At 55.8% G+C, this 21,320-nt stretch carries 22 protein-coding genes and 1 pseudogene; 13 read left to right on the forward strand and 10 right to left on the reverse strand.

The features are described 5' to 3' along the window. Positions 1-96 precede the first annotated feature (96 nt). Positions 97-828 carry an SDR family NAD(P)-dependent oxidoreductase gene (locus tag EXZ61_RS12765; protein ID WP_142812127.1) on the forward strand — a complete coding sequence of 244 codons (732 nt, stop codon included), beginning with the start codon at positions 97-99 and terminating at the stop codon, positions 826-828. A gap of 85 nt (positions 829-913) precedes the next feature. On the opposite strand, the gene mgtA is transcribed toward EXZ61_RS12765, so the two are convergent. After that, positions 914-3,427 carry a magnesium-translocating P-type ATPase gene (mgtA, locus tag EXZ61_RS12770; protein WP_142812128.1) on the reverse strand — a complete coding sequence of 838 codons (2,514 nt, stop codon included), beginning with the start codon at positions 3,425-3,427 and terminating at the stop codon, positions 914-916. A 196-nt stretch (positions 3,428-3,623) separates the two neighbouring features. On the opposite strand from mgtA, the gene EXZ61_RS12775 reads away from it, so the two are divergent. Then, positions 3,624-4,247: a hypothetical protein gene (locus tag EXZ61_RS12775; protein ID WP_142812129.1), complete on the forward strand. Its 624-nt coding sequence runs from the start codon at positions 3,624-3,626 to the stop codon at positions 4,245-4,247. Positions 4,248-4,304: 57 nt separating this feature from the next. Here the strand turns inward: EXZ61_RS12775 and EXZ61_RS12780 are convergent, their stop codons facing one another. Beyond that, complete coding sequence (locus EXZ61_RS12780) at positions 4,305-5,177, reverse strand: LysR family transcriptional regulator (RefSeq protein ID WP_142812130.1); 873 nt, start codon at positions 5,175-5,177, stop codon at positions 4,305-4,307. Between the two features lie 92 nt (positions 5,178-5,269). On the opposite strand from EXZ61_RS12780, the gene EXZ61_RS12785 reads away from it, so the two are divergent. From EXZ61_RS12785 to EXZ61_RS12795, 3 genes are read left to right on the forward strand one after another with little or no spacing between them, the layout of a single operon-like run. Beyond that, a complete protein-coding gene (locus EXZ61_RS12785) occupies positions 5,270-5,692 on the forward strand; it encodes a DoxX family protein (protein ID WP_142812131.1) in 423 nt (140 codons plus the stop codon). A gap of 11 nt (positions 5,693-5,703) precedes the next feature. Further along, positions 5,704-6,411 carry a glutathione S-transferase family protein gene (locus EXZ61_RS12790; protein WP_142812132.1) on the forward strand — a complete coding sequence of 236 codons (708 nt, stop codon included), beginning with the start codon at positions 5,704-5,706 and terminating at the stop codon, positions 6,409-6,411. Between the two features lie 29 nt (positions 6,412-6,440). Beyond that, positions 6,441-7,058: a nitroreductase family protein gene (locus EXZ61_RS12795; protein ID WP_142812133.1), complete on the forward strand. Its 618-nt coding sequence runs from the start codon at positions 6,441-6,443 to the stop codon at positions 7,056-7,058. 419 nt (positions 7,059-7,477) lie between these two features. Here the strand turns inward: EXZ61_RS12795 and EXZ61_RS12800 are convergent, their stop codons facing one another. Beyond that, positions 7,478-8,440, reverse strand: a complete 963-nt coding sequence (locus tag EXZ61_RS12800) for a DinB/UmuC family translesion DNA polymerase (protein ID WP_237218956.1) — start codon at positions 8,438-8,440, stop codon at positions 7,478-7,480. 120 nt (positions 8,441-8,560) lie between these two features. Between EXZ61_RS12800 and EXZ61_RS12805 the strand changes: the two genes are divergently transcribed. The 5 genes from EXZ61_RS12805 to EXZ61_RS12825 are packed head-to-tail and all read left to right on the forward strand — an operon-like array spanning position 8,561 to position 13,954. Further along, a complete protein-coding gene (locus EXZ61_RS12805) occupies positions 8,561-8,860 on the forward strand; it encodes a hypothetical protein (RefSeq protein WP_142812135.1) in 300 nt (99 codons plus the stop codon). Between the two features lie 24 nt (positions 8,861-8,884). Beyond that, positions 8,885-10,024 carry a tyrosine-type recombinase/integrase gene (locus EXZ61_RS12810; RefSeq protein WP_142812136.1) on the forward strand — a complete coding sequence of 380 codons (1,140 nt, stop codon included), beginning with the start codon at positions 8,885-8,887 and terminating at the stop codon, positions 10,022-10,024. Continuing rightward, the gene (locus EXZ61_RS12815) at positions 10,024-11,691 is read left to right on the forward strand and encodes a hypothetical protein (protein ID WP_142812137.1); all 1,668 of its coding nucleotides are present in this window, start codon (positions 10,024-10,026) and stop codon (positions 11,689-11,691) included. The genes EXZ61_RS12810 and EXZ61_RS12815 overlap by 1 nt, the downstream gene beginning before the upstream one ends. Continuing rightward, positions 11,688-13,553 (forward strand): site-specific integrase, encoded by a 1,866-nt coding sequence (locus EXZ61_RS12820; RefSeq protein WP_142812138.1) that lies wholly within the window; start codon positions 11,688-11,690, stop codon positions 13,551-13,553. Before EXZ61_RS12815 ends, EXZ61_RS12820 begins: the two co-directional genes overlap by 4 nt. After that, positions 13,550-13,954: a TetR family transcriptional regulator gene (locus EXZ61_RS12825; RefSeq protein WP_201799076.1), complete on the forward strand. Its 405-nt coding sequence runs from the start codon at positions 13,550-13,552 to the stop codon at positions 13,952-13,954. Before EXZ61_RS12820 ends, EXZ61_RS12825 begins: the two co-directional genes overlap by 4 nt. 7 nt (positions 13,955-13,961) lie before the next feature. On the opposite strand, the gene merA is transcribed toward EXZ61_RS12825, so the two are convergent. From merA to merT, 3 genes are read right to left on the reverse strand one after another with little or no spacing between them, the layout of a single operon-like run. After that, positions 13,962-15,584, reverse strand: coding sequence for a mercury(II) reductase (gene merA, locus EXZ61_RS12830; RefSeq protein ID WP_142814235.1), 1,623 nt, complete (start codon positions 15,582-15,584; stop codon positions 13,962-13,964). A gap of 7 nt (positions 15,585-15,591) precedes the next feature. After that, positions 15,592-15,891, reverse strand: a complete 300-nt coding sequence (gene merP / locus EXZ61_RS12835; protein ID WP_425353581.1) for a mercury resistance system periplasmic binding protein MerP — start codon at positions 15,889-15,891, stop codon at positions 15,592-15,594. A 13-nt stretch (positions 15,892-15,904) separates the two neighbouring features. Then, the gene (merT, locus tag EXZ61_RS12840) at positions 15,905-16,255 is read right to left on the reverse strand and encodes a mercuric ion transporter MerT (protein WP_142812140.1); all 351 of its coding nucleotides are present in this window, start codon (positions 16,253-16,255) and stop codon (positions 15,905-15,907) included. Positions 16,256-16,321: 66 nt separating this feature from the next. Here merT and merR point away from each other — a divergent pair, with 66 nt between their 5' ends. Further along, positions 16,322-16,732 carry a mercury resistance transcriptional regulator MerR gene (merR, locus tag EXZ61_RS12845; RefSeq protein WP_142812141.1) on the forward strand — a complete coding sequence of 137 codons (411 nt, stop codon included), beginning with the start codon at positions 16,322-16,324 and terminating at the stop codon, positions 16,730-16,732. 127 nt (positions 16,733-16,859) lie between these two features. On the opposite strand, the pseudogene EXZ61_RS12850 reads toward merR, so the two are convergent. Together EXZ61_RS12850 and EXZ61_RS12855 are read right to left on the reverse strand one after the other, a co-directional pair. Next, positions 16,860-17,177 (reverse strand): annotated as a pseudogene (locus EXZ61_RS12850) (Y-family DNA polymerase); the annotation flags it as partial. A 44-nt stretch (positions 17,178-17,221) separates the two neighbouring features. After that, complete coding sequence (locus tag EXZ61_RS12855) at positions 17,222-17,671, reverse strand: LexA family protein (protein ID WP_142812142.1); 450 nt, start codon at positions 17,669-17,671, stop codon at positions 17,222-17,224. 74 nt (positions 17,672-17,745) lie between these two features. Here EXZ61_RS12855 and EXZ61_RS12860 point away from each other — a divergent pair, with 74 nt between their 5' ends. Then, the gene (locus EXZ61_RS12860) at positions 17,746-18,429 is read left to right on the forward strand and encodes an SOS response-associated peptidase (protein ID WP_142812143.1); all 684 of its coding nucleotides are present in this window, start codon (positions 17,746-17,748) and stop codon (positions 18,427-18,429) included. Between the two features lie 25 nt (positions 18,430-18,454). On the opposite strand, the gene EXZ61_RS12865 is transcribed toward EXZ61_RS12860, so the two are convergent. Both EXZ61_RS12865 and EXZ61_RS12870 read right to left on the reverse strand, forming a co-directional pair. Further along, positions 18,455-19,879 carry an ankyrin repeat domain-containing protein gene (locus tag EXZ61_RS12865; RefSeq protein WP_142812144.1) on the reverse strand — a complete coding sequence of 475 codons (1,425 nt, stop codon included), beginning with the start codon at positions 19,877-19,879 and terminating at the stop codon, positions 18,455-18,457. Between the two features lie 174 nt (positions 19,880-20,053). Next, positions 20,054-20,755 carry a PIN domain-containing protein gene (locus tag EXZ61_RS12870; RefSeq protein ID WP_142812145.1) on the reverse strand — a complete coding sequence of 234 codons (702 nt, stop codon included), beginning with the start codon at positions 20,753-20,755 and terminating at the stop codon, positions 20,054-20,056. 57 nt (positions 20,756-20,812) lie between these two features. Here EXZ61_RS12870 and EXZ61_RS12875 point away from each other — a divergent pair, with 57 nt between their 5' ends. Next, positions 20,813-21,310: a thermonuclease family protein gene (locus EXZ61_RS12875; RefSeq protein ID WP_237218957.1), complete on the forward strand. Its 498-nt coding sequence runs from the start codon at positions 20,813-20,815 to the stop codon at positions 21,308-21,310. Positions 21,311-21,320: the final 10 nt, after the last annotated feature.

Here is a 21,320-nt window from a genome sequence, read left to right on the forward strand (position 1 = left end):
GAATTCACTCTACCCCAATCCCCCACAACCCGCAGGGCGCAGGGGTTTCACGCGCCGTGGTACACCCCTAGCACCTGAACTGCCTGCCACCGCACTATGCCCAGCCCCACGACTCTTAGCTTTGAACCCACAGAAGTGCAGCCCTTACCCAGTGACTACCGCGCCATAGTTATTGGGGCGTCCGGCGGCATTGGTGCCGCCTTTGTGCACGCCTTAAGCCAAGACCCCGATTGCGGCTTGGTACTTGGCCTGCACCGGCAGTCCACCCCTGCCGTCGACTTTGACCACGAGGCCAGTGTGGCGCAGGCGGCCCAAGGGGTGGCGGCGCAAGGGCCGTTTCATTTGATCATCCACGCGGCGGGCTTCTTGCACAGCGCCAACTTCACACCCGAAAAAAAGCTGGGTGACTTGCACTACGCCCAGCTGGAAGCCACCTTTCGCGCCAACACCTTTGGCCCAGCCATGGTGCTGCGCCATTTCTCGCCCTTGCTAAGCCCTGGGCGCAGCAGCATGGTGTTTTTGTCGGCCAAAGTAGGCAGCATTGGCGACAACCGATTGGGCGGCTGGTACAGCTACCGCGCCTCCAAGGCTGCGCTCAACATGCTGGTGAAAACGGCGTCTATCGAACTGCGGCGCAGCAAGCCCCACACCTGTGTGTTGGCCATGCATCCAGGCACGGTGCAAAGCCGACTGTCGCGCCCCTTTGGCAGCGCCGCAGCGCGCCCTGCAGAGGATGCGGTGCGCGACATGCTAGGCGTCATCCGCAGCCGAGGCCCTGAACACAGCGGCCAGTTTGTCGCCTACAACGGGGAAGGCTTGCCTTGGTAAGCACCGCCAAGGCAAACGCTATGCAATTGATAGCTGCGTGCGCAATACCCATGCGCGCTAGCAGCCAAAAAACACCCCAAATCTCCTACACCTTGCGCAAACGCCGGTAAAACCACTGCTTGCCCAGCTCCACCATCGCGAGATAGGCCCCCAGCAACACCGCCAGCAAGCCAAAGAACTCCAGCGGCAGCGATGTAAAGCCGAGGTACGGCGCCAGGGGCGTGAACGGCAACACCATGGCAGCCAGCACCACGCCCAGCGAACTCAACACCAACCAGCGGTTCGGGGTGCTGCGCAAGGGGTTGCGCCGGGTGCGGATCACAAAGATCACCAAGACCTGCGTGGCAATGGACTCCACAAACCAGCCCGTGCGAAACAGGGACTCATGGGCATTGAACATCTGCACCAGCGCATAGAAGGTCAAAAAGTCAAACAGCGAACTGATAGGCCCAATGGTGAGCATGAAGTTGCGGATAAAGCCCATGTCCCAGCGCTTGGGTTCGGCCAGGTCTTCGGCATCGACCTCGTCCAGCGGCAGCGATATCTCTGACACGTCGTAGAGCAAGTTATTCAGCAAAATTTGCAGCGGCAGCATGGGCAAAAAGGGCAAAAACATCGTGGCGGCCGCCATGCTGAACATATTGCCGAAGTTGGAGCTGGTGGCCATCATGATGTACTTCATCACGTTGCCGAAGGTGCGCCGCCCCTCCAAGATGCCTTGGTGCAGCACCATCAAATCGTTTTCCAGCAAGATCATGGCGGCGGCCTGCTTGGCTACGTCCACCGCACCATCCACCGAGATGCCGACATCGGCCGTGTGCAACGATGGCGCGTCGTTAATGCCATCGCCCAAATAACCCACCACATGGCCACGCGCCTTGAGCGCCAGAATGATGCGGTTCTTTTGCGCCGGGTTCACGCGGCAAAACAGGTTGATGTCTTCCACGCGGGCGCGCAAGGCATCGTCGTTCATGGCGGCGACATCTGTGCCGGTCAACACGCCGGTAATGGGCACGCCCAGCTCGGTGCACACATGGCGGGTGACGCGCTCGTTGTCACCGGTCACGATCTTCACGGCCACGCCGCTGGCGGCCATGGCACGCAGGGCTTGGCCCGCGCTGGCTTTGGGTGGGTCTAAAAATGCGGCAAAGCCTGCGAACACCATCTCCGTCTCGTCCGACACCACGGCGTGGGAATGGCTCACGGGCACGTCTTTCCACGCGATGCCCAGCACCCTAAAGCCCTCTTCGCCCAAGCCGTCAAACAAGGCGACGATAGTGGCATGCGCGGCCTCATCCAGCGGCAGGCTGGCCCCGCTGGCGTCTTGGTAGTGGGTGCACAGGCGCACCACATCTTCGGGCGCGCCTTTGACCACCAAGCGGCGCTCACTGCCCTGTTCAGCCGCACGCTCCACCAGCACTGACACGCGGCGGCGCTCAAAGTCAAACGGCACTTCGTCGATCTTGGTCCAAGCGCCTACGTCAATCTCAGCGTGCTGCAAGATCGCATCGTCCAAGGGGCTCTTCAAGCCGCTCTCAAAAAAGCTGTTCAGGTAGGCCAAGGCCAAGACATTGGGGTTGCTTTGGCCTGTTGCGTCCACATGGCGCTCCAGGCGAATGCGGGCCTCGGTCAGCGTGCCGGTTTTGTCGGTGCACAACACGTCCATGGCGCCCATGTCTTGGATAGCGCTGGGGCGCTTCACAATCACTTTGAGCGCGGCCATGCGCAAAGCCCCACGCGTGAGCGTGACCGACACCACCATAGGCAGCAGCTCAGGCGTGAGCCCCACGGCCAAAGCCACGGCAAACAAGAAGGACTCCAGCAAGGGCCGGTGCAAAGCCACGTTAACCAGCAAGGTAAACAGCACCAACAAAAACGTCAGCCGCATGATGAGCAAGCCAAAGCGGCGGGTGCCTATCTCAAACGCGGTGGGCGGCGCCGCGGTGGCCAAGCTATCGGCAATTTGCCCCAAGGCTGTTGCGCTGCCAATGCGCCCAATCACAATCCGGGCCGAACCACTGACGACCGAGCTGCCCATGAACACCGCGTCTTCAGCGTCCAACACCCATTCAGCACTGGGCGCAGCAGCAAACGCAGATGCGCGCTTCTCCACCGGGTAAGGCTCACCGGTGAGCTGTGCCTGGTTCACAAAGAAGTCGTTGGCCTGCACCACCCGCGCATCGGCAGGGATCAGGTCACCGGCGGACAACAAGACCACGTCCCCAGGCACCAAATCAAACACAGGCAGCTCATATTGACTGCCATCACGCAAGACCGTGGCGGTGACTGCGACTTGCAAGGCCAAGCGCTCAGCCGCGCGGCCTGCGCGGTAGGCCTGCACAAAGTCCAGCGTCACACTCATCAAAACAATGAGCGCAATGATCACGGCACCCGCAACGTCGCCCGTGGCAGCAGACACCACACTGGCCACCAACAAAATGAGTACCAGCGGATTGCGAAACTGCTGCAAAAACTGCACCAGCACTGCGCGCTCCAAACCGGGCTTCAGGCGATTGGGCCCGTATTGCGCTTGGCGCAGGGCCACCTCGGCTTGGCTGAGTCCGGGGTTCAAGTCCTTCGCGGGGGTGGTGCTGTTCATAAACCCAATCCAAATGAGGTGCGGCGCTGTGCCAAGGTGCTGCGCAGTATGCGTAGCGAATCTCACAATCCTGTGACTACAGCACGCGCCAAGTGCCCCGGTACGCTGCAAAGCGCACAAAGCTTGATTTGGCTCAAGCAATGGGCCTTGATGCGACCCTCCCAAGCGCGGCACCGGGCGTAAAGTGCCAAGTACTGTGACCCTCAGCACCACTCCATTTCAACGGCTAGCAAAGCGCGCCTTCACCCTATGGCGCACCAGCGCATGCCTGCTGCTGTGCGCATGGGGCTTGGCGGGCTGCTCATCGCTACTGCCCAAGTCACGCAATGAGGCACCAATTTTCAAAAGCTTTGAAGAGGCCAGGCGCACCATTGAATCATTGGTACCCATGAAGAGCGGCTTAGAGGCCTTGACGCACATGGGCATAGACCCCGTCAAGCAGCCCAACATCACCATCCTGACCCAAGCCGATGTGGTGCGCCGCTTGGCAAATAGCAACGTCATGCTGCGCGAAGACTTGGATCCCGGCATCTTGCAGTGCATGGGCGCCCGCGACGCCTGCCGTGGCTGGGAGCTCACCATGTCGAGCATCTCCAAAGAGCGCACAGGAAATTTCTTTAGCGACTTCTTTAACTTCACGCGTCGCACCGAAACGACGGGCTGGCGCTTCAATGCGCTGATCGTGCTGGTGGACAACGTGGTGGTCTACCGCACCTGGGGCGGCGAGCCTGTGGTCAACGAAGTGGAGGTCAAAACCAATCCGCTTGGCCCCTTGCAGGACTCAGGCCCATCGCTGGTACCCGCACCCAGTTTGCGTTGAGTCACCACGCTTCAGACTGCAACAGGTTTAGTTTTTCGCTTGGGCTTTGGCTTGGGCTCAGGTGAGCACCAAGGTTTTGGACAAATGCCCAAACACGGTTGCCACGCGCCGCAAGTGCCGCGACTCGGTATGGGTGAGCAGCCATAGCTCGGTTTGGCATTCATCCAAGGCCTCGGTCAACGGCACCAAGTCGGCACGGCCTTGTGCCAAAAACATGGGCAACAAGCCAATGCCCAAGCCCTGCGCGACCAACTCCGCCACCGAGAGCACGCTGTTGACCCGGTAAGTAGGCATGACTTTAGGGAAGTGCTTTTTGCGCCAAACCACCGAGGGGTGGTCCGGCAACGCGTCATCGGGGGCCACCCAGCATGCGCGCGCCGCCACATCGCCATCAAAACTTTGCAGACCGCTTGCAGCGGACGCGTACAAGGCCACACGTATGGGCCCTACTTGCTTGCCCACCAAGTGTTGCGGCGGGCGCTTGGTGGCCCGCACCGCAATGTCGGCATCTCGGCGGGTCAGGCTGGCCAGCTCATTGCCTGCATGCAGGTCATACCGCAGCAAGGGGTGCTGGGGCTGAAGCAGTTGGAGCGCAGGCGCAATCAGGCCGTGCAGGATGGTGTCGGTGGTAGTGATGCGTACCGAGCCTGCAACTTGCTCAGGGCTTTGTTGCGCCGCGCTGCGCGCCGCCTCTAACTGCGCCTCCACCTGTTCGGCATGCACCGCCAGGTTTTGCGCCAGCTCCAAGGGCAAATAGCCTTGCCGCGAGCGTTCGAACAGGCGTTGGCCCAGGCCCTTCTCCAACTTTTGCACCGCGCGAAACACCGTAGACGCGTCCACCCCCAAGCGCTCGCCCGCATTCGCCAGGTTGCCACCGCGCACCAAGGCCAGCAGCACTTCAAGATCGCCAGGGCTTACTTTGTATTGCATTTTTGCATTATATGAATGCCACAACGCCTATTTTCATTGCGTATTGGAAATCATAAAGTGCAAGCCTTCTCAACCACTTTGGATCTATCTTTATGCAAACAACTACCGCAGCAAACCCAACTGAACTCGGCATCACCCTCCTGCGGGTCAGCCTTGGGGTCATGTGGATTTCTCATGCTTTGCTCAAGCTCATGGTGTTCACCCTGCCGGGAACCGCACAGTTCTTTCAAAGCGTGGGGTTTCCAGGTTTTTTGGCTTACCCGGTGTTTGCTATTGAACTCTTGGGCGGCATCGCCTTGGTGCTGGGGGCCTACGCCCGGCAAGTCTCATTGCTGCTAGTGCCCGTCATGGCGGTGGCGGCCAGCGTGCACTTTGGCAACGGATGGGTACACACCAGCCCCAACGGTGGCTGGGAATACCCCGTGTTCTTGACCATTGCATCCCTTGCACTGTGGCTGCTGGGTGATGGCGCGGCTGCCCTGCGCCGCTCCGACCGCTTTGCGCCAGCCTTGTGAGGCACCACACCATGGCAAATACCCTCACACTCATCAGCCACGCACTGTGTCCCTATGTGCAGCGCGCAGCCATTGCCCTCGCAGAAAAAGGCATTGCCTTTGAGCGCATCGACATCGATCTGGCCAATAAGCCCGCATGGTTTTTGCAGGTATCTCCGCTAGGCAAAACCCCTGTGCTCTTGGTAGATGGCGAAGCCATTTTTGAGTCTGCCGTGATCTGCGAATACCTGGACGACACCACCCTCCCGCGCTTGCACCCCGAAAATGCCCTACAACGCGCCCAGCACCGCGCCTGGATGGAGTTTGGCTCAGCCACACTCAACACCATTGCGGCGCTGTACAGCGCACAAGACAAGGCGGCACTGAGTCAAAAAACCTTGGAACTACGGGCCAAGTTCGCGCAACTTGAAGCGCAGTTGGGGGCCGGCCCCTACTTTGCGGGGGAACGATTTAGTCTGGTAGACGCTGTGTTTGGCCCCGTATTTCGGTACTTTGATGTGCTGGACCACTACACGGAGCAAGCCTTCTTCGATGGCCTGCCCAAAGTGCAGGCTTGGCGGGCTGCACTGGCACTTCGCCCATCAGTCGTTGAGGCCGTGGCCCCTCACTACGCGGACTTACTCACACATTTTTTGCGCAACCGCAGCGGCGCGCTGGCCGCGCGCATGCAAGGCACCCATGCATCACCAGCCATTGCCCAACCCGTTTGCACGATCTAAGAGCCTTCTCAACCACTAGGACACTCACCATGACACTCTCCGTACAACAAGCGCTGGAACAGCGCAACGCCACCAACCACTTTGACAGCGCCCGCCCCGTGACGGATGCGCAATTGCAAGAGCTGCTGCGCTTGGCCACTTTGGCGCCAAGTGCTTACAACTTGCAAAACTGGAGCTTCATTGCAGTACGTAGCGCCACCGCTAAAGAGCAGCTCAAAGCAGCTGCGTACCAGCAAGCCAAGGTCACAGAAGCACCGCTCACACTGATTGTGTGTGGCACCCTGCAAGCCCATCGCACCTTGGCGGCTCGCTTGCAGCCATCTATTGACGCCAAGCTACTCCCGACCAGCGTGGTGGAGTCTTGGGTTGCCATGGCCAACGGCTCACATGAGGGCAACGCACAACTCCAGCGGGACGAGGCGTTTCGCAGCGCCTCACTCGCAGCCATGGCGTTGATGCTGGCCGCCCAGTCCGTGGGCTTGTCCACGGGCCCCATGAGCGGCTTTGACCCCGCAGCCGTGGCACAAGCGTTTTCACTCAGCCCCAACGAAGTACCGGTGATGTTGATTACGCTGGGCTACGCCGCACCGGGCAACTGGGCCCAAAAACCGCGTGAGGCCGTCAGCACGGTGTTGCGCACGGTCTAAGTTAGGTTGAACCGCCCCGCGCAGAGTGCCTGGGGCGGCGCTTGGCGCGTTGAAGTTGATAGACTTCACGCAATGACTGACAGCGACAAGACCCACACCCCCATGATGGCCCATCATTTTGGCGTTACTCTATAACCCGCATGGATATTGGGGTTGTGAAGTAATCAGTGATTATTTGGCGGCGATTTGGTGGAGTTGGTTGTAGCTCGTTAGACCTTATGCCCCTTGGGGGGCTCGTTTCTTAAGGATTACGAGGTAATGTGCTCAGCCAAAGGCCCCTAACAGCGCGTCCATGCAAAAACTTGGCGGAGTCGGCAGCGCATTCATCTAAGGCAAAAGTCTGATCAATGGTTGCCTGGCTTGTGGCCAACAACGCCTCAACATGACACCAAATTGCAAAACTTGGCTCGAGCCAAGTTTTATGCACGGGCTACCGGCATGTCATCCCACTCGGTCGTGTAGGCCGGTGTTCTGCGCTCCTGCTTCATCGTCCAATCCTTCGGGGCCTTGCCAAATTTAGCACTCCCGATCTTGACTGTTCCTCTCCCCCACCGATCATTCACGGCATCCAAAGCAAGCATCAAACGATTGCGATCCCGTTCCGACTCTGGCTCACCTAAGTCGAGCTCAATCTGCTCCACCGCACTGCTGGATAAATCCAAAAGCATCACCCCGGCCTTGGCATATTGAAATCCCGGCTTGTAGATGGCTTTAAGGCCCATGATCGCGGCTCCTGCAATGCTTGCTGTGTCACTGCAAGGACGCCTTAGTGGCACAACGATGGAACGTGAATACTGGGGCGTTTTGCGAAACGGGCTTGTTCTTACAAACACCAAGACTGAACCCGTCACTCCATCTTGTGAACGCAGCTTCTCGGCAGCACGAGATGCGAACTCGCTGACTGCCTCAATCAAGGGCCTGAGTGACTCCACAGGGTGCCCAAAGGAGCGTGTGCAAGCAATCTGCTTTTTGTTGGCAGGAGCCTCTTCAAATCCAATGCATGGCGTGCCTTGCAGCTCACGCACTGTGCGCTCAAGAACCACCGACCAGCCACGCTTTACCGTAGCCGGATCCATTGACGCCAGTTCAAAAGCGTTTTGAACGCCTGCCGCCTGCAACTGCTTACTGATCTGACGACCGACTCCCCAAATCTCACCTACTTCAGTCGCACGCAAAAGCTCCGCAAGCTCTTGCTGAGTTAGCACGGAGAGATCGCACACCTGAGCATGCTGGACCGGATAAATTCCGGGCTTTCTCTCACTGCTTTTGGCCACATGATTGGCAAACTTCGCCAGTGTTTTTGTGGGGCCAATGCCAATGCTGCTGGGAATTCCAATCCAGCGCAGCACCCGATCTCTGATGGCAAAGGATCGCTTCTTCAAATCTCCCCGCACACCATCGAGACCTATGAAGCACTCTTCTGGGGCTTGCCATCCGTTAGGATGGCTGTAGACTTTCCCCTGTCTCTTTGAGACGAGTAGCAGAAGGGGGTCTGGGGGAGGATGGCGTCTGTGGATAACTCTGTTTTGATGCGTTGGCGTGCGATGGATTCGTCCTTTTGCTTAAAGGCGCTGGCAGATCACGCCAAGGAAGATCGCAGCTTTCAACCTCGATCTGACCCGCGCACCTCGCGGTGGCATGCCTATGTCGCAGGCCAGGATGTCGAGTTGCTTTGCACTGGTCCGAAGTTCTGGGACTCCCGCGCAGAACATGGCGGTGGAGGCGCAGTGGATCTCGTCATGCACCTTTTTGGACTGAATTTCAAGCAGGCAGTCGCAATGCTCAAGGACCGAGGCCTTTGATGCGCCTCACCAGATAAGAGGCTCATGGAACTTGTTTACTCCACCGAAGATTTCTTGCTCAAGGGGCAGCCCTATCCTGGGTTCCCCATTCTTTTGCATGACTCGATGGAAAGCTGCGTCCACGCGAACAGCTTCATGCGGCATTACCTTCTGCGCGGCACGATTGGATCAAAGCGCTCGTGGCCAAGCACTGGACGGGCCATGTATGACTATTTCAGCTTTCTCCAGGTCCACGAATTGAATTGGGATGACGTTCAACGTGGTGAGGAACACAGCCTCGTCGCAGCATACCGGGACTACTGTCTGGACACGATTGGGCTCGCGCGCAGCACGGTGAACCAGCGCCTGCTGTATGTCTGTGAGTTCTACAAATACGCGCTCAAAGAGGGCTGGGTAGACGCTATTCCATTTGGTTATGAGGAGCGCAATATCAGCCGGACTGGCTATCTTGCCCATGTCGACGCCTCTGGCGGGAAAACGATGGCGAGGGACGTCAGCCTAAAAAAACACCGCGCGCTTCCGAAATTCCTGTCCAAAGACGAAATTAAGGCATTGATTGCCGCTGCAAACAATCAGCATCACCGGCTCCTGATTCGTTTCGCCTTGCAAACAGGCCTGCGTCGGGAGGAAATCGCCACGTTCCCATTGTCGTATGTAATGGCGGCCAATCTCGCCGCGAACGTTGAGGCCAATATTCGCATCCGACTCGACCCTCGCGATGGGCATGGAATCCGAACGAAAGGATCAAAGCCTCGCGACATCTATGTCAGTCGACGGCTTATGAAAGACCTGCATCACTACGCCGTCCACACGCGGGGGCAGCGCGCCTGTCTGAGTGAGGTGAAGCATCCTCAGCTTTTCCTCAATCAACGTGGCGAGAAATTCTCGGAGGATGGCAAGCGGATTGAACGAATCGTGCGTGATACAGGCGCGAGAGTCGGTATCCAAGTTCACCCCCACATGCTGCGTCATACCTACGCCACTCACACGCTCTGCGCCATGCAGCGGTCCAACTCGGGCATTGACCCATTGGTGTTTGTTCAGCGTCAACTCGGACACTCGTCGATTCAGACGACCGTGGTCTATCTGCACTTGGTCAACGAACGCGCGGACGAAGCGGTGTTGGCCTACGACGATGAACTCAACGACTGGATGGATGCCTGATGGGGATAAAGAAGGTCTTCGTCAAAACGGACTTGACGATCCCGAAGGTTGAGCAGATTCGCAATCCCGTGGGTCAGAATGTCATTGCGCTGGAGGCCATCCCCCCAGCCATCACCATGGTCCGCTTTCCTGCCGAATGCAATGCCAGCAGCAATCGTAGCTTCGATTTTGGCAGGTGGTATGGCTCAGGGGCAGACGAAATAATTTATGCCTGCCAGCGACAAATCGAAAGGTTTTTGACCACTCACGACGGTGATAAGTCGGCAGCTTCTGTGGTTTCCTATTGCCTGAATGGACTCAATACCTACTTCGACTATTTACTCCTCCGCAGCGTCGCAGAAGACCGCTCCCTTAAGTTGGTGGACATCAACAGAAATTTGATCGACGGATTTTTGGTGTTTCTTGATGATGGAAAAACCTCGGCGGTTACGCAAAGCACGCGATTTCAGGCCATCAAGGCAGTGCTTGTAGCGCTTGGGCAGAGAGGCTTGATTCAAATTGTCAAAACTGGTGACAACGCAACTTTTCCAAGGAATGCCTTTCCAAACATTCATCGAAGACGCCAAGGCGAGAGTCCCATGCAAAGGGGACACCGGCAGGCCTTTGCTGCGGCGGTGAAAAGTGCAGTCATGCCAATCTTCCAAGATGGTGCTCAACCGACACGCGAGCTTCTTTCTTATGCGTTGTTGACCATCGCGCTTCATACAGGGCGCAACACCACGCCTCTGCTGGAAATGGGGCCGGATTGCCTACGGTCGCATCCAAAGGACAAGCTGGAGTTTCTCGTCGTCTATAAGCGCCGTAGTCGCCAAAACTCGACGGTCATTTTGGGTTCGGAAAAAATGATCGAGTCCATGCCCACGGTCTTTCCATCCGTCGCTCGACTCATTCGCCGCATCATTGAACTGACGCAGCCGTTGCGCGAACAGGCGCCAGGCTATTTGAAGCAAAGGGTGTGGCTATATCCAAGTCAGAGCAACCCCAGGGCCGGAGAAATTTGGGCGCTAAGTCCCAGCATGGTAGGTCTGACTGTCAAAAAGCTGGTCAAGGACTTTAATCTGCGCGATGCGAACGGAGACCCATTGCGAATCAATATCTCACGCCTTCGAAAGACGTTCATCAACCGTATCAATGAAATTCTTGGCGATGATCTCGTGGCCACTGCCGTGGCCGCCGGCAATACGCCGCAGGTCACCGGCAATATCTACCTCCGTCCTGGCGAGGGCTCTAAGAAGAATTGGAAGTTCATGGGCGTGGCGCTGACGAGAGAGCTTCTATCGGCCACCCTTGGCGAGACTGAAAAAACTCCCACTGGAGGCTGCACCGACACCAAGATTGGGCAGTTCGCACCCAAGCGCGATGGTGCGACCTGCATGAATTTTCTCGATTGTGTTCGATGCCGGAACTACGTGGTGACCGGGGACGATCTGTATCGACTGTTCTCGTTCTATTGGCGAATCTACAGCGAGCGTGGCCGCATGGACAAGAGAAAGTGGGAGCGCCACTACGCTCACATCCTGCGGCTGATCGACCGCGATGTTGTTCAGGCCGGAATGCAAAAAAAGGCTTTCACCCAGTCGGAAGTGGCTGCCGCGCGCGAGCGGGCCAGAATTGATCCTCATCCATTTTGGAGCTCCAATGATCCATTGGGAGGTTTTAAGTTATGAGCGTTCTGCAAACCGTGGAGGCTCAACCCGCCGATGTTCGCAATCTTCTCGATGCTCAGCGAGATCGGCTCATCATCTCCTTTATCAACGTTGACGGGCATTGGCAAGCGCTGAGCCATTATGGAGATGATCGGTGGCGCCTCGTTGACACAACGACCAACCGATCAGCGGCAAGTGCAGTCTTGAGTTTTTCTAGGCTTCCAGCCGCGTTCAGGGGTGTCATGAAAGCCGTGATTTATCGTTATCTCGTTCGCGGACGTGATGGCCAAGTGCGGCCCAAATCAAGCAGCGTTAGTTCATTTTTCCTTTATGCCAGCTCTTTTCTACGCCATTTGGAGGAGCTGCATATTCCTCGACTGAGTGAAGCGACGCCGTTGGTATGCAAACTTTATGTCGACTCTGCCAAGCAAGCCTTATCAAAAAGAAGTGGCGAACCTATCAAGGCAACGACTCTCATGCTGCGATTCCTGGCGGTCGAGGCTCTTTACGAATTGAGCCAATATACCGATGAGCCAATGACGATTGAGCCGTGGCCAGGCGCTTCCGCCCAGTTGCTGGCAGGCCTACGCGGCGATGCCAGGGCCGCCTTGCTAGCAGAGGGACGGACACCTCTCATTCCAGATGACGTGTTCGCAAGTATCTTCCAAATTGCATGGAGGAATGTGTTGGGCATTGACAAGCTGCTGGACCTGCGCGATGGGCTGGACCGAATTGATGCGGAACGCATAGGGCAACAGGCAAGGACCATCTCAGGTGCCAAACGCCAGTATCTGATCCATAACAACTGGGAAGGCGGACTGACGACATTCAACCAAGCGCTCCTTGATGTTCGCACTGCCTGCTACATTGTGGTTGCCAGCCTCACAGGCTGTCGCAATCACGAAATTGCGTTCATTGAATCGGACGCTTGTTATCGCGCACAGGATGATGATGGCGAGATCTATTGGTGGATGAGATCTCGTTCCACCAAGACGGGCGAAGGAAATACAGAATGGCTGGCCCCTGAGGCGGTAGTCACCGCGCTTCGAGGCATGGATAGATGGGCGAAACCCTATCAAGAAGCCATCGAATTGGAAATCGTCCAGCGGCGGGCGGTTGATCCATCCGACCCTGAAATTTCGGTGTGTCAGAGGCACAAAAACGCCGTTTTCTTGAGCGGAACCCAGGCCAATGACGCCCATGTCCGAACTATGACGGCTGGAGCGTGGGGCAGCGAGCTCAAAGCATTTATGGCCCGCCACGGCATAGACTGGAAGCTTAGCACCCATCAATTCCGCCGCAAATTTGCCAACTATGCAGCCCGCAGCCAATTCGGCGATCTTCGGTATCTCAGGGACCACTATAAGCATTGGTCGATGGACATGACCCTTGGCTACGCGCTCAATGAGTCTCAGGAACTATCGCTTTTTCACGAAATTCAAGACGAACTCGATGACATCAAAAGCGGAGTCGTCGAACAATGGTTTCAACCAAACGAACCACTTGCTGGCGGATATGGGCAAGGCATCATGAATTGGCGCCATGGCACCGACGTGACTATATTCAAGGATCGTAGTGCCATGATCAAAGCGATCTCCGACAGCACCGCGATTCGCAGCAATGGCCATGCGTGGTGCACAGCTGACGACAACCTCTGTGTCGGAAACGGCGGCCTTGAGACCACTCGTTGCGCGAGTTGCAATAATGCTGTGATTGGACGCGCCCACGCGCGGCTCTACCAAGGCCTTTATGACCAACTCAAGGAGATACTTGGTTGCGCAGACATTGGCGAGGCCGGTATGGCGCGTGTTCGTCGCGACATAGCCCGTTGTCGCGACGTCCTCGCTGCTTTGGGCTATGAGCCCGTGGAGCGATTGGTGTGAGTGAAGAACGCAAGACGGCTGGGGTTCGCGATAGAGAGCTGCGCTTGGCGATCACGCGAATCGAAAAGGGTCGCTCCAAAGCTAACGAAAGCAATCTCACGATAGCCGCTGTTGCACGAGAGGCCGGTGTAAGCACCGCACTCATTCACAACTGCCACCCGGACATTGCAGAACTGATTCGCCAATCCCAGGGGCGCTCCAGTCGTGCTCAACGTGACGCAAAGCAGCTGGAACTCAAGGCTGAGCGTGAGAAGACTCGGGAGCTGCGGTTGGAAATCACGCTTTTGAAATCCAAAGTCGCAACGCTCGCCTCGATCAACGAAGTATTGCTGGACGAAAACAGAACGCTGAAATCTCGATTGGGTGACCCAAAGGTCGTTGGTATCCCAAAGCGCTCATAACCTTCATTCACCCAGCGCAGCAAGAGAGTTGCTTCACATCCTTGGTGAAAGTTTGCGCAGCAAGCTTGATGCCTTCGACCATCGTGAGATAGGGGAAGAGCTGGTCGGCCAATTCGCGCACAGTCATGCCCATCCGGATGGCGATAGCTGCCGTTTGGATCAATTCACCCGCCTCGGGCGCCACCGCCTGAACGCCAAGCAGCCGGCCTGTCCCCACTTCAACGACAAGTTTGATAAACCCGCGCGTGTCAAAGTTCGCCAATGCTCGCGGCACGTTGTCCAAAGTAAGTAGGCGGCTGTCGGTCTGGATGCCCAGGCGCTGCGCCTGCGACTCGTCAAGTCCCACCGTCGCGATCTGGGGATCGGTAAACACCACCGTGGGCATGGCGGTCAGATCAAGCTCAGCCTCGCCGCCGGTCATGTTGATGGCTGCGCGGGTGCCAGCCGCCGCCGCCACATAGACGAATTGAGGTTGATCCGTGCAGTCGCCCGCCGCGTAAATATTCGGCGCGCTGGTGCGCATGCATTTGTCCACGACGATCGTGCCATTGGAAGACATCTTCACACCCGCCGCGTCAAGACCCAGGCTTTGAGTATTTGAAACTCGTCCGGTTGCAACAAGCAACCTCTCCACACTCAATTCACCGCGCTCGGTCGCAAGTATGTATGCGCCATCAGCGTAACTGACATGACTCGCCTGAGTGTTTTCCCAAACATCAATTCCCTCCAATCGCAGCGCTGCGGTGATCGCCTCGCCAATTGCACGATCGTCCCGGACAAAAAGGCTTCTGCGCGCGAGGATGGTCACTTTGCTTCCCAACCTGGCAAACGCCTGCGCCAGTTCGACGGCGACCACGGACGCGCCGATGACCGCCAAGCTCTTTGGGATGGCGTCGCTGGCCAGGGCTTCCGTGGACGTCCAATAGGGCAAGCCTTCAAGCCCAGGGATATCCGGCCGCGCGGCACTGGCGCCTGTGGCGATCAGACATCGGTCAAAAGCCACTTCATGTTCACTGCCGTCAGTGTCGCTCACCAATAGCGTCGATGCGTTCTTGAACCGGGCTCGGCCCCGCTTCACAGTGATCGCAGGATTCGCCTCCAAAATGTTTTCGTATTTGGCTTGGCGCAACTCGTCGACGCGCGCTTGTTGTTGAGAAAGCAGCCGATCGCGCCGTATCAGCGGGCTCGCCGCAGAAATGCCCGTGTCAAACGGGCTTTCTCGACGGAGGTGAGCGATATGGGCTGCCCGGATCATGATCTTGGAAGGCACGCAGCCCACATTGACACATGTTCCTCCGATGGCGCCGCTTTCGATCAGCGTGACGCGCGCGCCTTGCTCAACCGCCTTCAAGGCCGCAGCCATGGCCGCGCCGCCGCTTCCAATGATGGCGATGCGCATCCCGCTCGCTGACGAGGTTTTCGGTTGATCAGCAACCGTGGATGAATAGCCCAGTTTTGCTATCGCCGCTGAGAGCGGGTCCTCCGCCGCCCCGTTGCGCATCAATATTTTGGCTACGCCCTCCGGAAAAGACACCTCCGCTGACTCAACACCAGCGACTTTTTCCAAGGCCTTCTTCACATGCGCGGCGCAGGAGCCGCAAGTCATGCCGGTGATGGTTAAAGAGATCATCATCGCCTCAACGCTTAATGGTCGACGGATAGCCTGCGTCCGTGGTTGCCTTGGTCAGCTTCTGCACGCTTGCCTTTGAGTCGTCAAAGGTGACGACCGCTTCGCGCTTGTCGAAATTCACCTCGGTCTTGCTGACGCCATCCACTTTGGAAATGGCTTTCTTGACAGTGATCGGACAAGTGACGCAAGTCATTCCAGGCACAGCCAAGGTGACAGTCTGCATTGCCGCCATGGCCGGAGCGAAGGCGCATGCGAGAGCGAGCGCCGAAACGAGGTTTTTCAATTGATTCACGTTGCTTGCTTTCATGATCAGCTCCTAATCAGTAAAAAAACGGGACGACATAGGGAAAACCCAGCGCGATGAGCACCAGCGCCGCAACCACCCAAAAAATTTGCTTGTAGGCCGTGCGCGCTTGCGGAATCGCGCAAACCTCGCCCGGCTTGCAGTCCTGCGAAGGCCGAAATATTCTTCGGCCCGCAAAGAACATGGCGACCAGAGCCAAGCCGATAAAGATTGGACGATAGGGCTCTAGGGCAGTCAGGTTGCCGATCCATGCGCCGCTGACGCCCAGTCCAATAAGGACTAGCGGCCCGAGGCAACACGTAGAGGCGAGGATGGCCGCGATGCCACCTGCCAAAAGCGCGCTGCGGCTGATCTTTGGTTCGTTCATGGATCTTTCCTTTTTAGTTCCAATGCCGTAAGCTTACTTCCGTAGTTAGATACGGAGTCAAGGGGTATGGAAAAAATAGTTTCAACTTTCACGATCGGCACTTTCGCTGATGCTGGCGGTGTCAATGTTGAGACCATCCGGTTTTATCAACGTAAGGGTTTGCTGACCGAACCGGAAAGACCTCTCGGCGGCATTCGGCGGTATGGGCCGGAGGACGTGACCCGCGTGCGCTTCATCAAGTCCGCCCAGCGCCTTGGTTTCAGCTTGGATGAGATCGCCGAGCTTCTCAGGCTTGAAGATGGAACGCATTGCCAGGAGGCGAGCAGCCTCGCGACACGCAAGCTCACGGACGTGCGCGAAAGGCTTGCGGACTTGTCTCGGATGGAGAAAGTTCTTTCAGAGCTTGTCGGCGCGTGCAATTCTCGCAGCGGCAATGTGACTTGCCCGCTAATCGCTTCATTGCAAGAAGGGACTTAGCTTGTCCGACGAACGCGTGGAACTGCGATGGACAAATGACTACAAATTATTCAAAAAAAGTCCAAAACCGTTAGTGACCGTAGCTTGTGGATTTTTCTGTGAAATTTCAATACTAACGGTTATAAAAGCCCCGGAATGATTCATCAATGGAGTAAATCTCTTGTGTGGGTCCTAGTCCGGCTGCCAGGCTCATCATGCGATCTGACATGTCACCGTATAGAGCGAAGTTGGCTGAGAGTGCAACGACACCGGCTTCCTCCACTAGGTGTTTAACCTCAAACCAGGGCTGCCCCATTTTGATGCCCAGTGCTTTGGCTTCGTTTGAGCGCGCGATGGCACATCCATCATTGTTGGAAAGCACCACCAAAGGCACATGCTCGAGCGAGGGACGAAACACCCGCTCACAGCTTGCATAGAAGTTATTGCCGTCCAAAAGAGCGATCACAAGTTCCTCCTAGAAAAACTTGGCTCGAGCCAAGTTTTTGCTTTTCAGACTGGCATGGCCTTGATGGCATAGGTCACAACCCCCCAAACTTCTACGGTTTGACCATCTTTAGGCACGATGTCGGCGTAGCAAGGATTGGCTGCTTTGAGCTTCATACGCCCTGCCCTGACCGACAAGGTCTTGCAGACAAACTCCCCATCCACCACTGCAATCACCACATGCCGATTGGCTGGCCGAATCGCGCGGTCAACGATGAGCACATCCTGATCGGCAATGCCCACACCCATCATGGAGTCCCCTGTTGCTCGTATCAAAAACGTGGCTTGTGGGTGTTTAACCAGTTTGGCTGATAGATCTATGCGCTTAGCCCCCAAGTCCTCTGCAGGTGACGGAAAACCCGCCTTTACTGACGCCAAACACTCTGCGATAGGCATCGGACTCACATCCACCTGGACGACCTGAAAGTCGGGGTTACTTGCTAGAACACTGGACATGCATACAGTATACCCAAGCATGACTGTTTTTTGTTCTCCAAGCTGCAGAACAAACGTTAGGTAGGATCAAGAGCATGTGTGCCCACTACGAAGGGATCAAAGATCCCAAGGCTTATGCAGAGCATTTTTCAGCCACTGCACCTGCAAGCGAGGTGAAGGTTGACTTGTGGCCAGGCTACGTCGGGGCATTTATTCGGCGCCATCCCCACGCTGATGTTGGGGATGAGGCTGTGCCGCAGTGTGAGGCTGTTGCTGGTGTGTTCGGACTCGTCCCGCATTGGGCGACTGACCTGAAGCTAGCACGCAGCACCTACAACGCTCGCAGTGAGACCGTGGCCAGCAAGCCAAGCTTTCGAGACGCATGGAAAAAGGCCTGCCATTGCATCATCCCTGCCAATGCCATCTATGAACCCGATTGGCGCAGTGGCAAGGCCGTGCCCACGCGCATCACGCGAGCTGATGGGCAACCGATGGGCATTGCTGGACTTTGGGACTCATGGAAGCAGCCAGATGGTCAGTGGATCCATAGCTTCACCATGCTCACCATCAACGCGGACCAGCATGAGCTGATGAATCAGTTTCACAAACCCACTGATGAAAAACGCATGGTGGTTGTCCTGTCCGAAGAGCATTACGGTGATTGGCTTTCAGCTCCAATGGAGTCGAGCACGAATTTCCTTCGACCATACCGCGCAGATAAACTGATCGCAGCCCAATCCAACCTGCAGGCGATTGGGCAAACAACAGGACAGAGTTGATCAACCCAGCTATTGGCTTAATCAGTTATATCCAACCTTTTTTGCTTTTACCTTCGCTCTCAGAAGCTGCGTCTCCGGCCAAAAGCGTTGAAATCTGTTGCTTCTCAATCTCACTCTGTCTTGCTTCTATAAGTGCAGCAGCCTTAACGTTTTGACACCGCAATGCAATGTTAAGAGGGAGGTCTCCTGCATCATCTTTGATGAACGGATCAGCTCCAGCCTCGATAAGGTATTCCAACATGGGAAGCAATTGCACATCCTCTGCGGCAAGGTGCAAAGGAGTTTGTCCATCCGGCCCCTTAAAGTCGATTTCCAGGCCAGATTCGACCATGAGTCGTGCACATTGCGGTCTGTCCGAATAGATGGCGGCATGAAGTGCTGACATTTTTAGATCGTTCAGGCGACGCGCATCTGCACCTTTGAGGAGTAAAAACTCAACGACTTTGAGTTCACCGCAGTTGGCCGCCCACATCAGCGGTGTCGTGCCTCTTTCTGTGGGACCATCAATGTCGGCGCCTAATCGAAGCAATGAGTCGACCATTTCCAGATACCCCTTCTTGCACGCAAGAACAAGAGCTGTTTCGCCATCACCCGTCTTTGACTCTACGTCTACGCCCATTTCTAAGAGAGCCTCCACGGTCTTTACGTGCTTACTTTCAGCGCATCGATGCAGAGGGCTTTTAAGATTCTTGTCGAAAGCCAACAAATCGACTTTCTCGTGATAAATGAGGGCCAAGGCCAAATCAGGCAATCGAATCTCGAGGCTTGCGTCCAACATAGAAAAGTCACCGTCATCACAGACAGGATGTCGTAAATACTGCTCCCATATCCAGTCAACCAAATCTCGTTCACACAATCCAGAAAACAGTCGCTTATCTTTATTCTGCAAAATCTCAAAGAGAAATCTAAAGCTCCCTGAGCTTGAGTCAAAGGCATTCGTCTCTTTTAAGAGATAGGGAAAAGTCAAATTTCCGCCGCCAAAGTAAGCATTCTTGGTGACCACTTTGATATCAAATGCTTCTTGCCCAAAGTAGTTTAAAAAAGCCTTCACGTGCTCAACTTCATTAGTGACAGCAGCCAATTCAAAACTTTCACTAAGCATGCCGAGGTTATAGCCACTCAAACATGCTAGATCAGGATCAACGACATAACCCAGTTTCGTTTTGGCTGCATCTGAGATTGAATTCAGCATGCCTCTTTGAGCCACAAATTCATGATTAGCCAAAAGCTCAGCAACTGAGACTCCAGTTGAGCTCTTTGCTTTCACGTCTGCGCCTGCCTCGATTAACACGTTGACCATTCGGCCATAGCCACCAAGACAGGCTTTTACTAAAGCAGTCTCTCCGTCTTGATCTTTCTCCTCCAAATTGCAAACACCTTTACTTAGCTTGTGTTCCACAACTGCCAACATGGCAGCCACGATAAGTTGATCGGGATCAGTTGTGGGCATAGCGCGGTTCACTACCTGGAGAAAGATATTGGCGCTCAATCTTGGGCGGCAATTTCATCCAGAATATTTGAGACTCCAGGCAAAGCCAACACCGCTAGTCGCCTACATGGATTAACCGACCAAAATGACTCATTTTGCAGCCATCAAAAACGTATGGCCGACTAACAATACTGGTCAGGTTGCGTATCCTGCCACGCAGTCACCGCACATCCATTCGCCATCGTCGTAAATTCCTCCACTCATGTCTTTTTTCTGATTGCACCAGCCACATGTGGGAAGATTTCTTCGGTAGCGCTGCTCCTCCAGCAGATCCTGCAGTGGGGTGGTGCGCCGCTCGTTGATGCCAAGTTTGGCGGAAGGCAACTGACTGGGGTCTGGGCGCACCGCAAACGAACCGCAGTTGGAGCACCAGCGTCCTCCGTGATGCTCAATGGTGCTGGCCTTGTGGCACATGGGGCAAACCGTCCTCTCAGGATCATTAGCTTGAATTGAACCAATCGGCTCAAGACTTGCAACCAAATCAGCCATGGACTTCACGCGCCGACACACCAGGCCATTCTTGTTCAAATGAGCCAAAAGAGGATCAAAGCCTTTGTCCCCTGAGAGAACCACGCACTCGGTTTCTGGGGCAGTCTCAATGGTGCGCCCAAGCTGAAACGCAATATGAAAGTCGAGCGCGTTCTTCCCGGAGCCTTCAATTTTTTGAAAATCAACCCGTTCAAAGCGGTGAGCTGTCGCTTGCTTCTTAGCTGCTTTGGGCGGATTTTGTTTGGCCCCCACGAAAATGATCGCCCGATAGCTCTCATCAAGCAATGAGAGATCAATCTTCTGGACGTTCTCTAAGTCCACCAGCAGTAGTTTCTTGGTCATTGCCATGGATTATTTCATTGGTGCAAAGAGTTCAAGGCAAAAGCCAGGCCTAAACTGCTTGTCATGACATTTGTGCGCCACATCTTTACAGCCGTGATCATCTATGCGGGCATGAATGTTTTGCACGCTGACACCATCACGGGCAAGGTTGTAGCGGTCAAAGATGGTGACACCATCGTGGTCTTAGTAGATCGGCGTGAAGTAGTTGTTCGAGTGGCAGGCATTGACGCACCAGAGAAAAAACAGCCTTTTGGAGACCGCTCAAAACAAGCGATGTCTGAATGCGCCTTTTCAATGCAAGCCATCATTGAATGGAAAAAGACCGATCGGTATGGGCGCGCCATTGGTAAGGTCAACGTGGATGGCGTTGACTGTGGCCTTCAGATCATCGAAAAAGGACTGGCATGGCATTACAAGGCCTATGCCAAGGAGCAATCAGAAGTTGATCGCATCAGCTACGCTCTAGCCGAAGAGAGTGCCCGTAGTGCTGGGATTGGACTCTGGGTTGACTCCTCCCCTACCGCCCCATGGCTCTTCAGGCACCCGAGCCATCAAAAGTAATTGGTCACGC

The organism is Rhodoferax aquaticus, assembly GCF_006974105.1.
In the GTDB taxonomy this organism is placed as follows: domain Bacteria; phylum Pseudomonadota; class Gammaproteobacteria; order Burkholderiales; family Burkholderiaceae_C; genus Allorhodoferax; species Allorhodoferax aquaticus_A.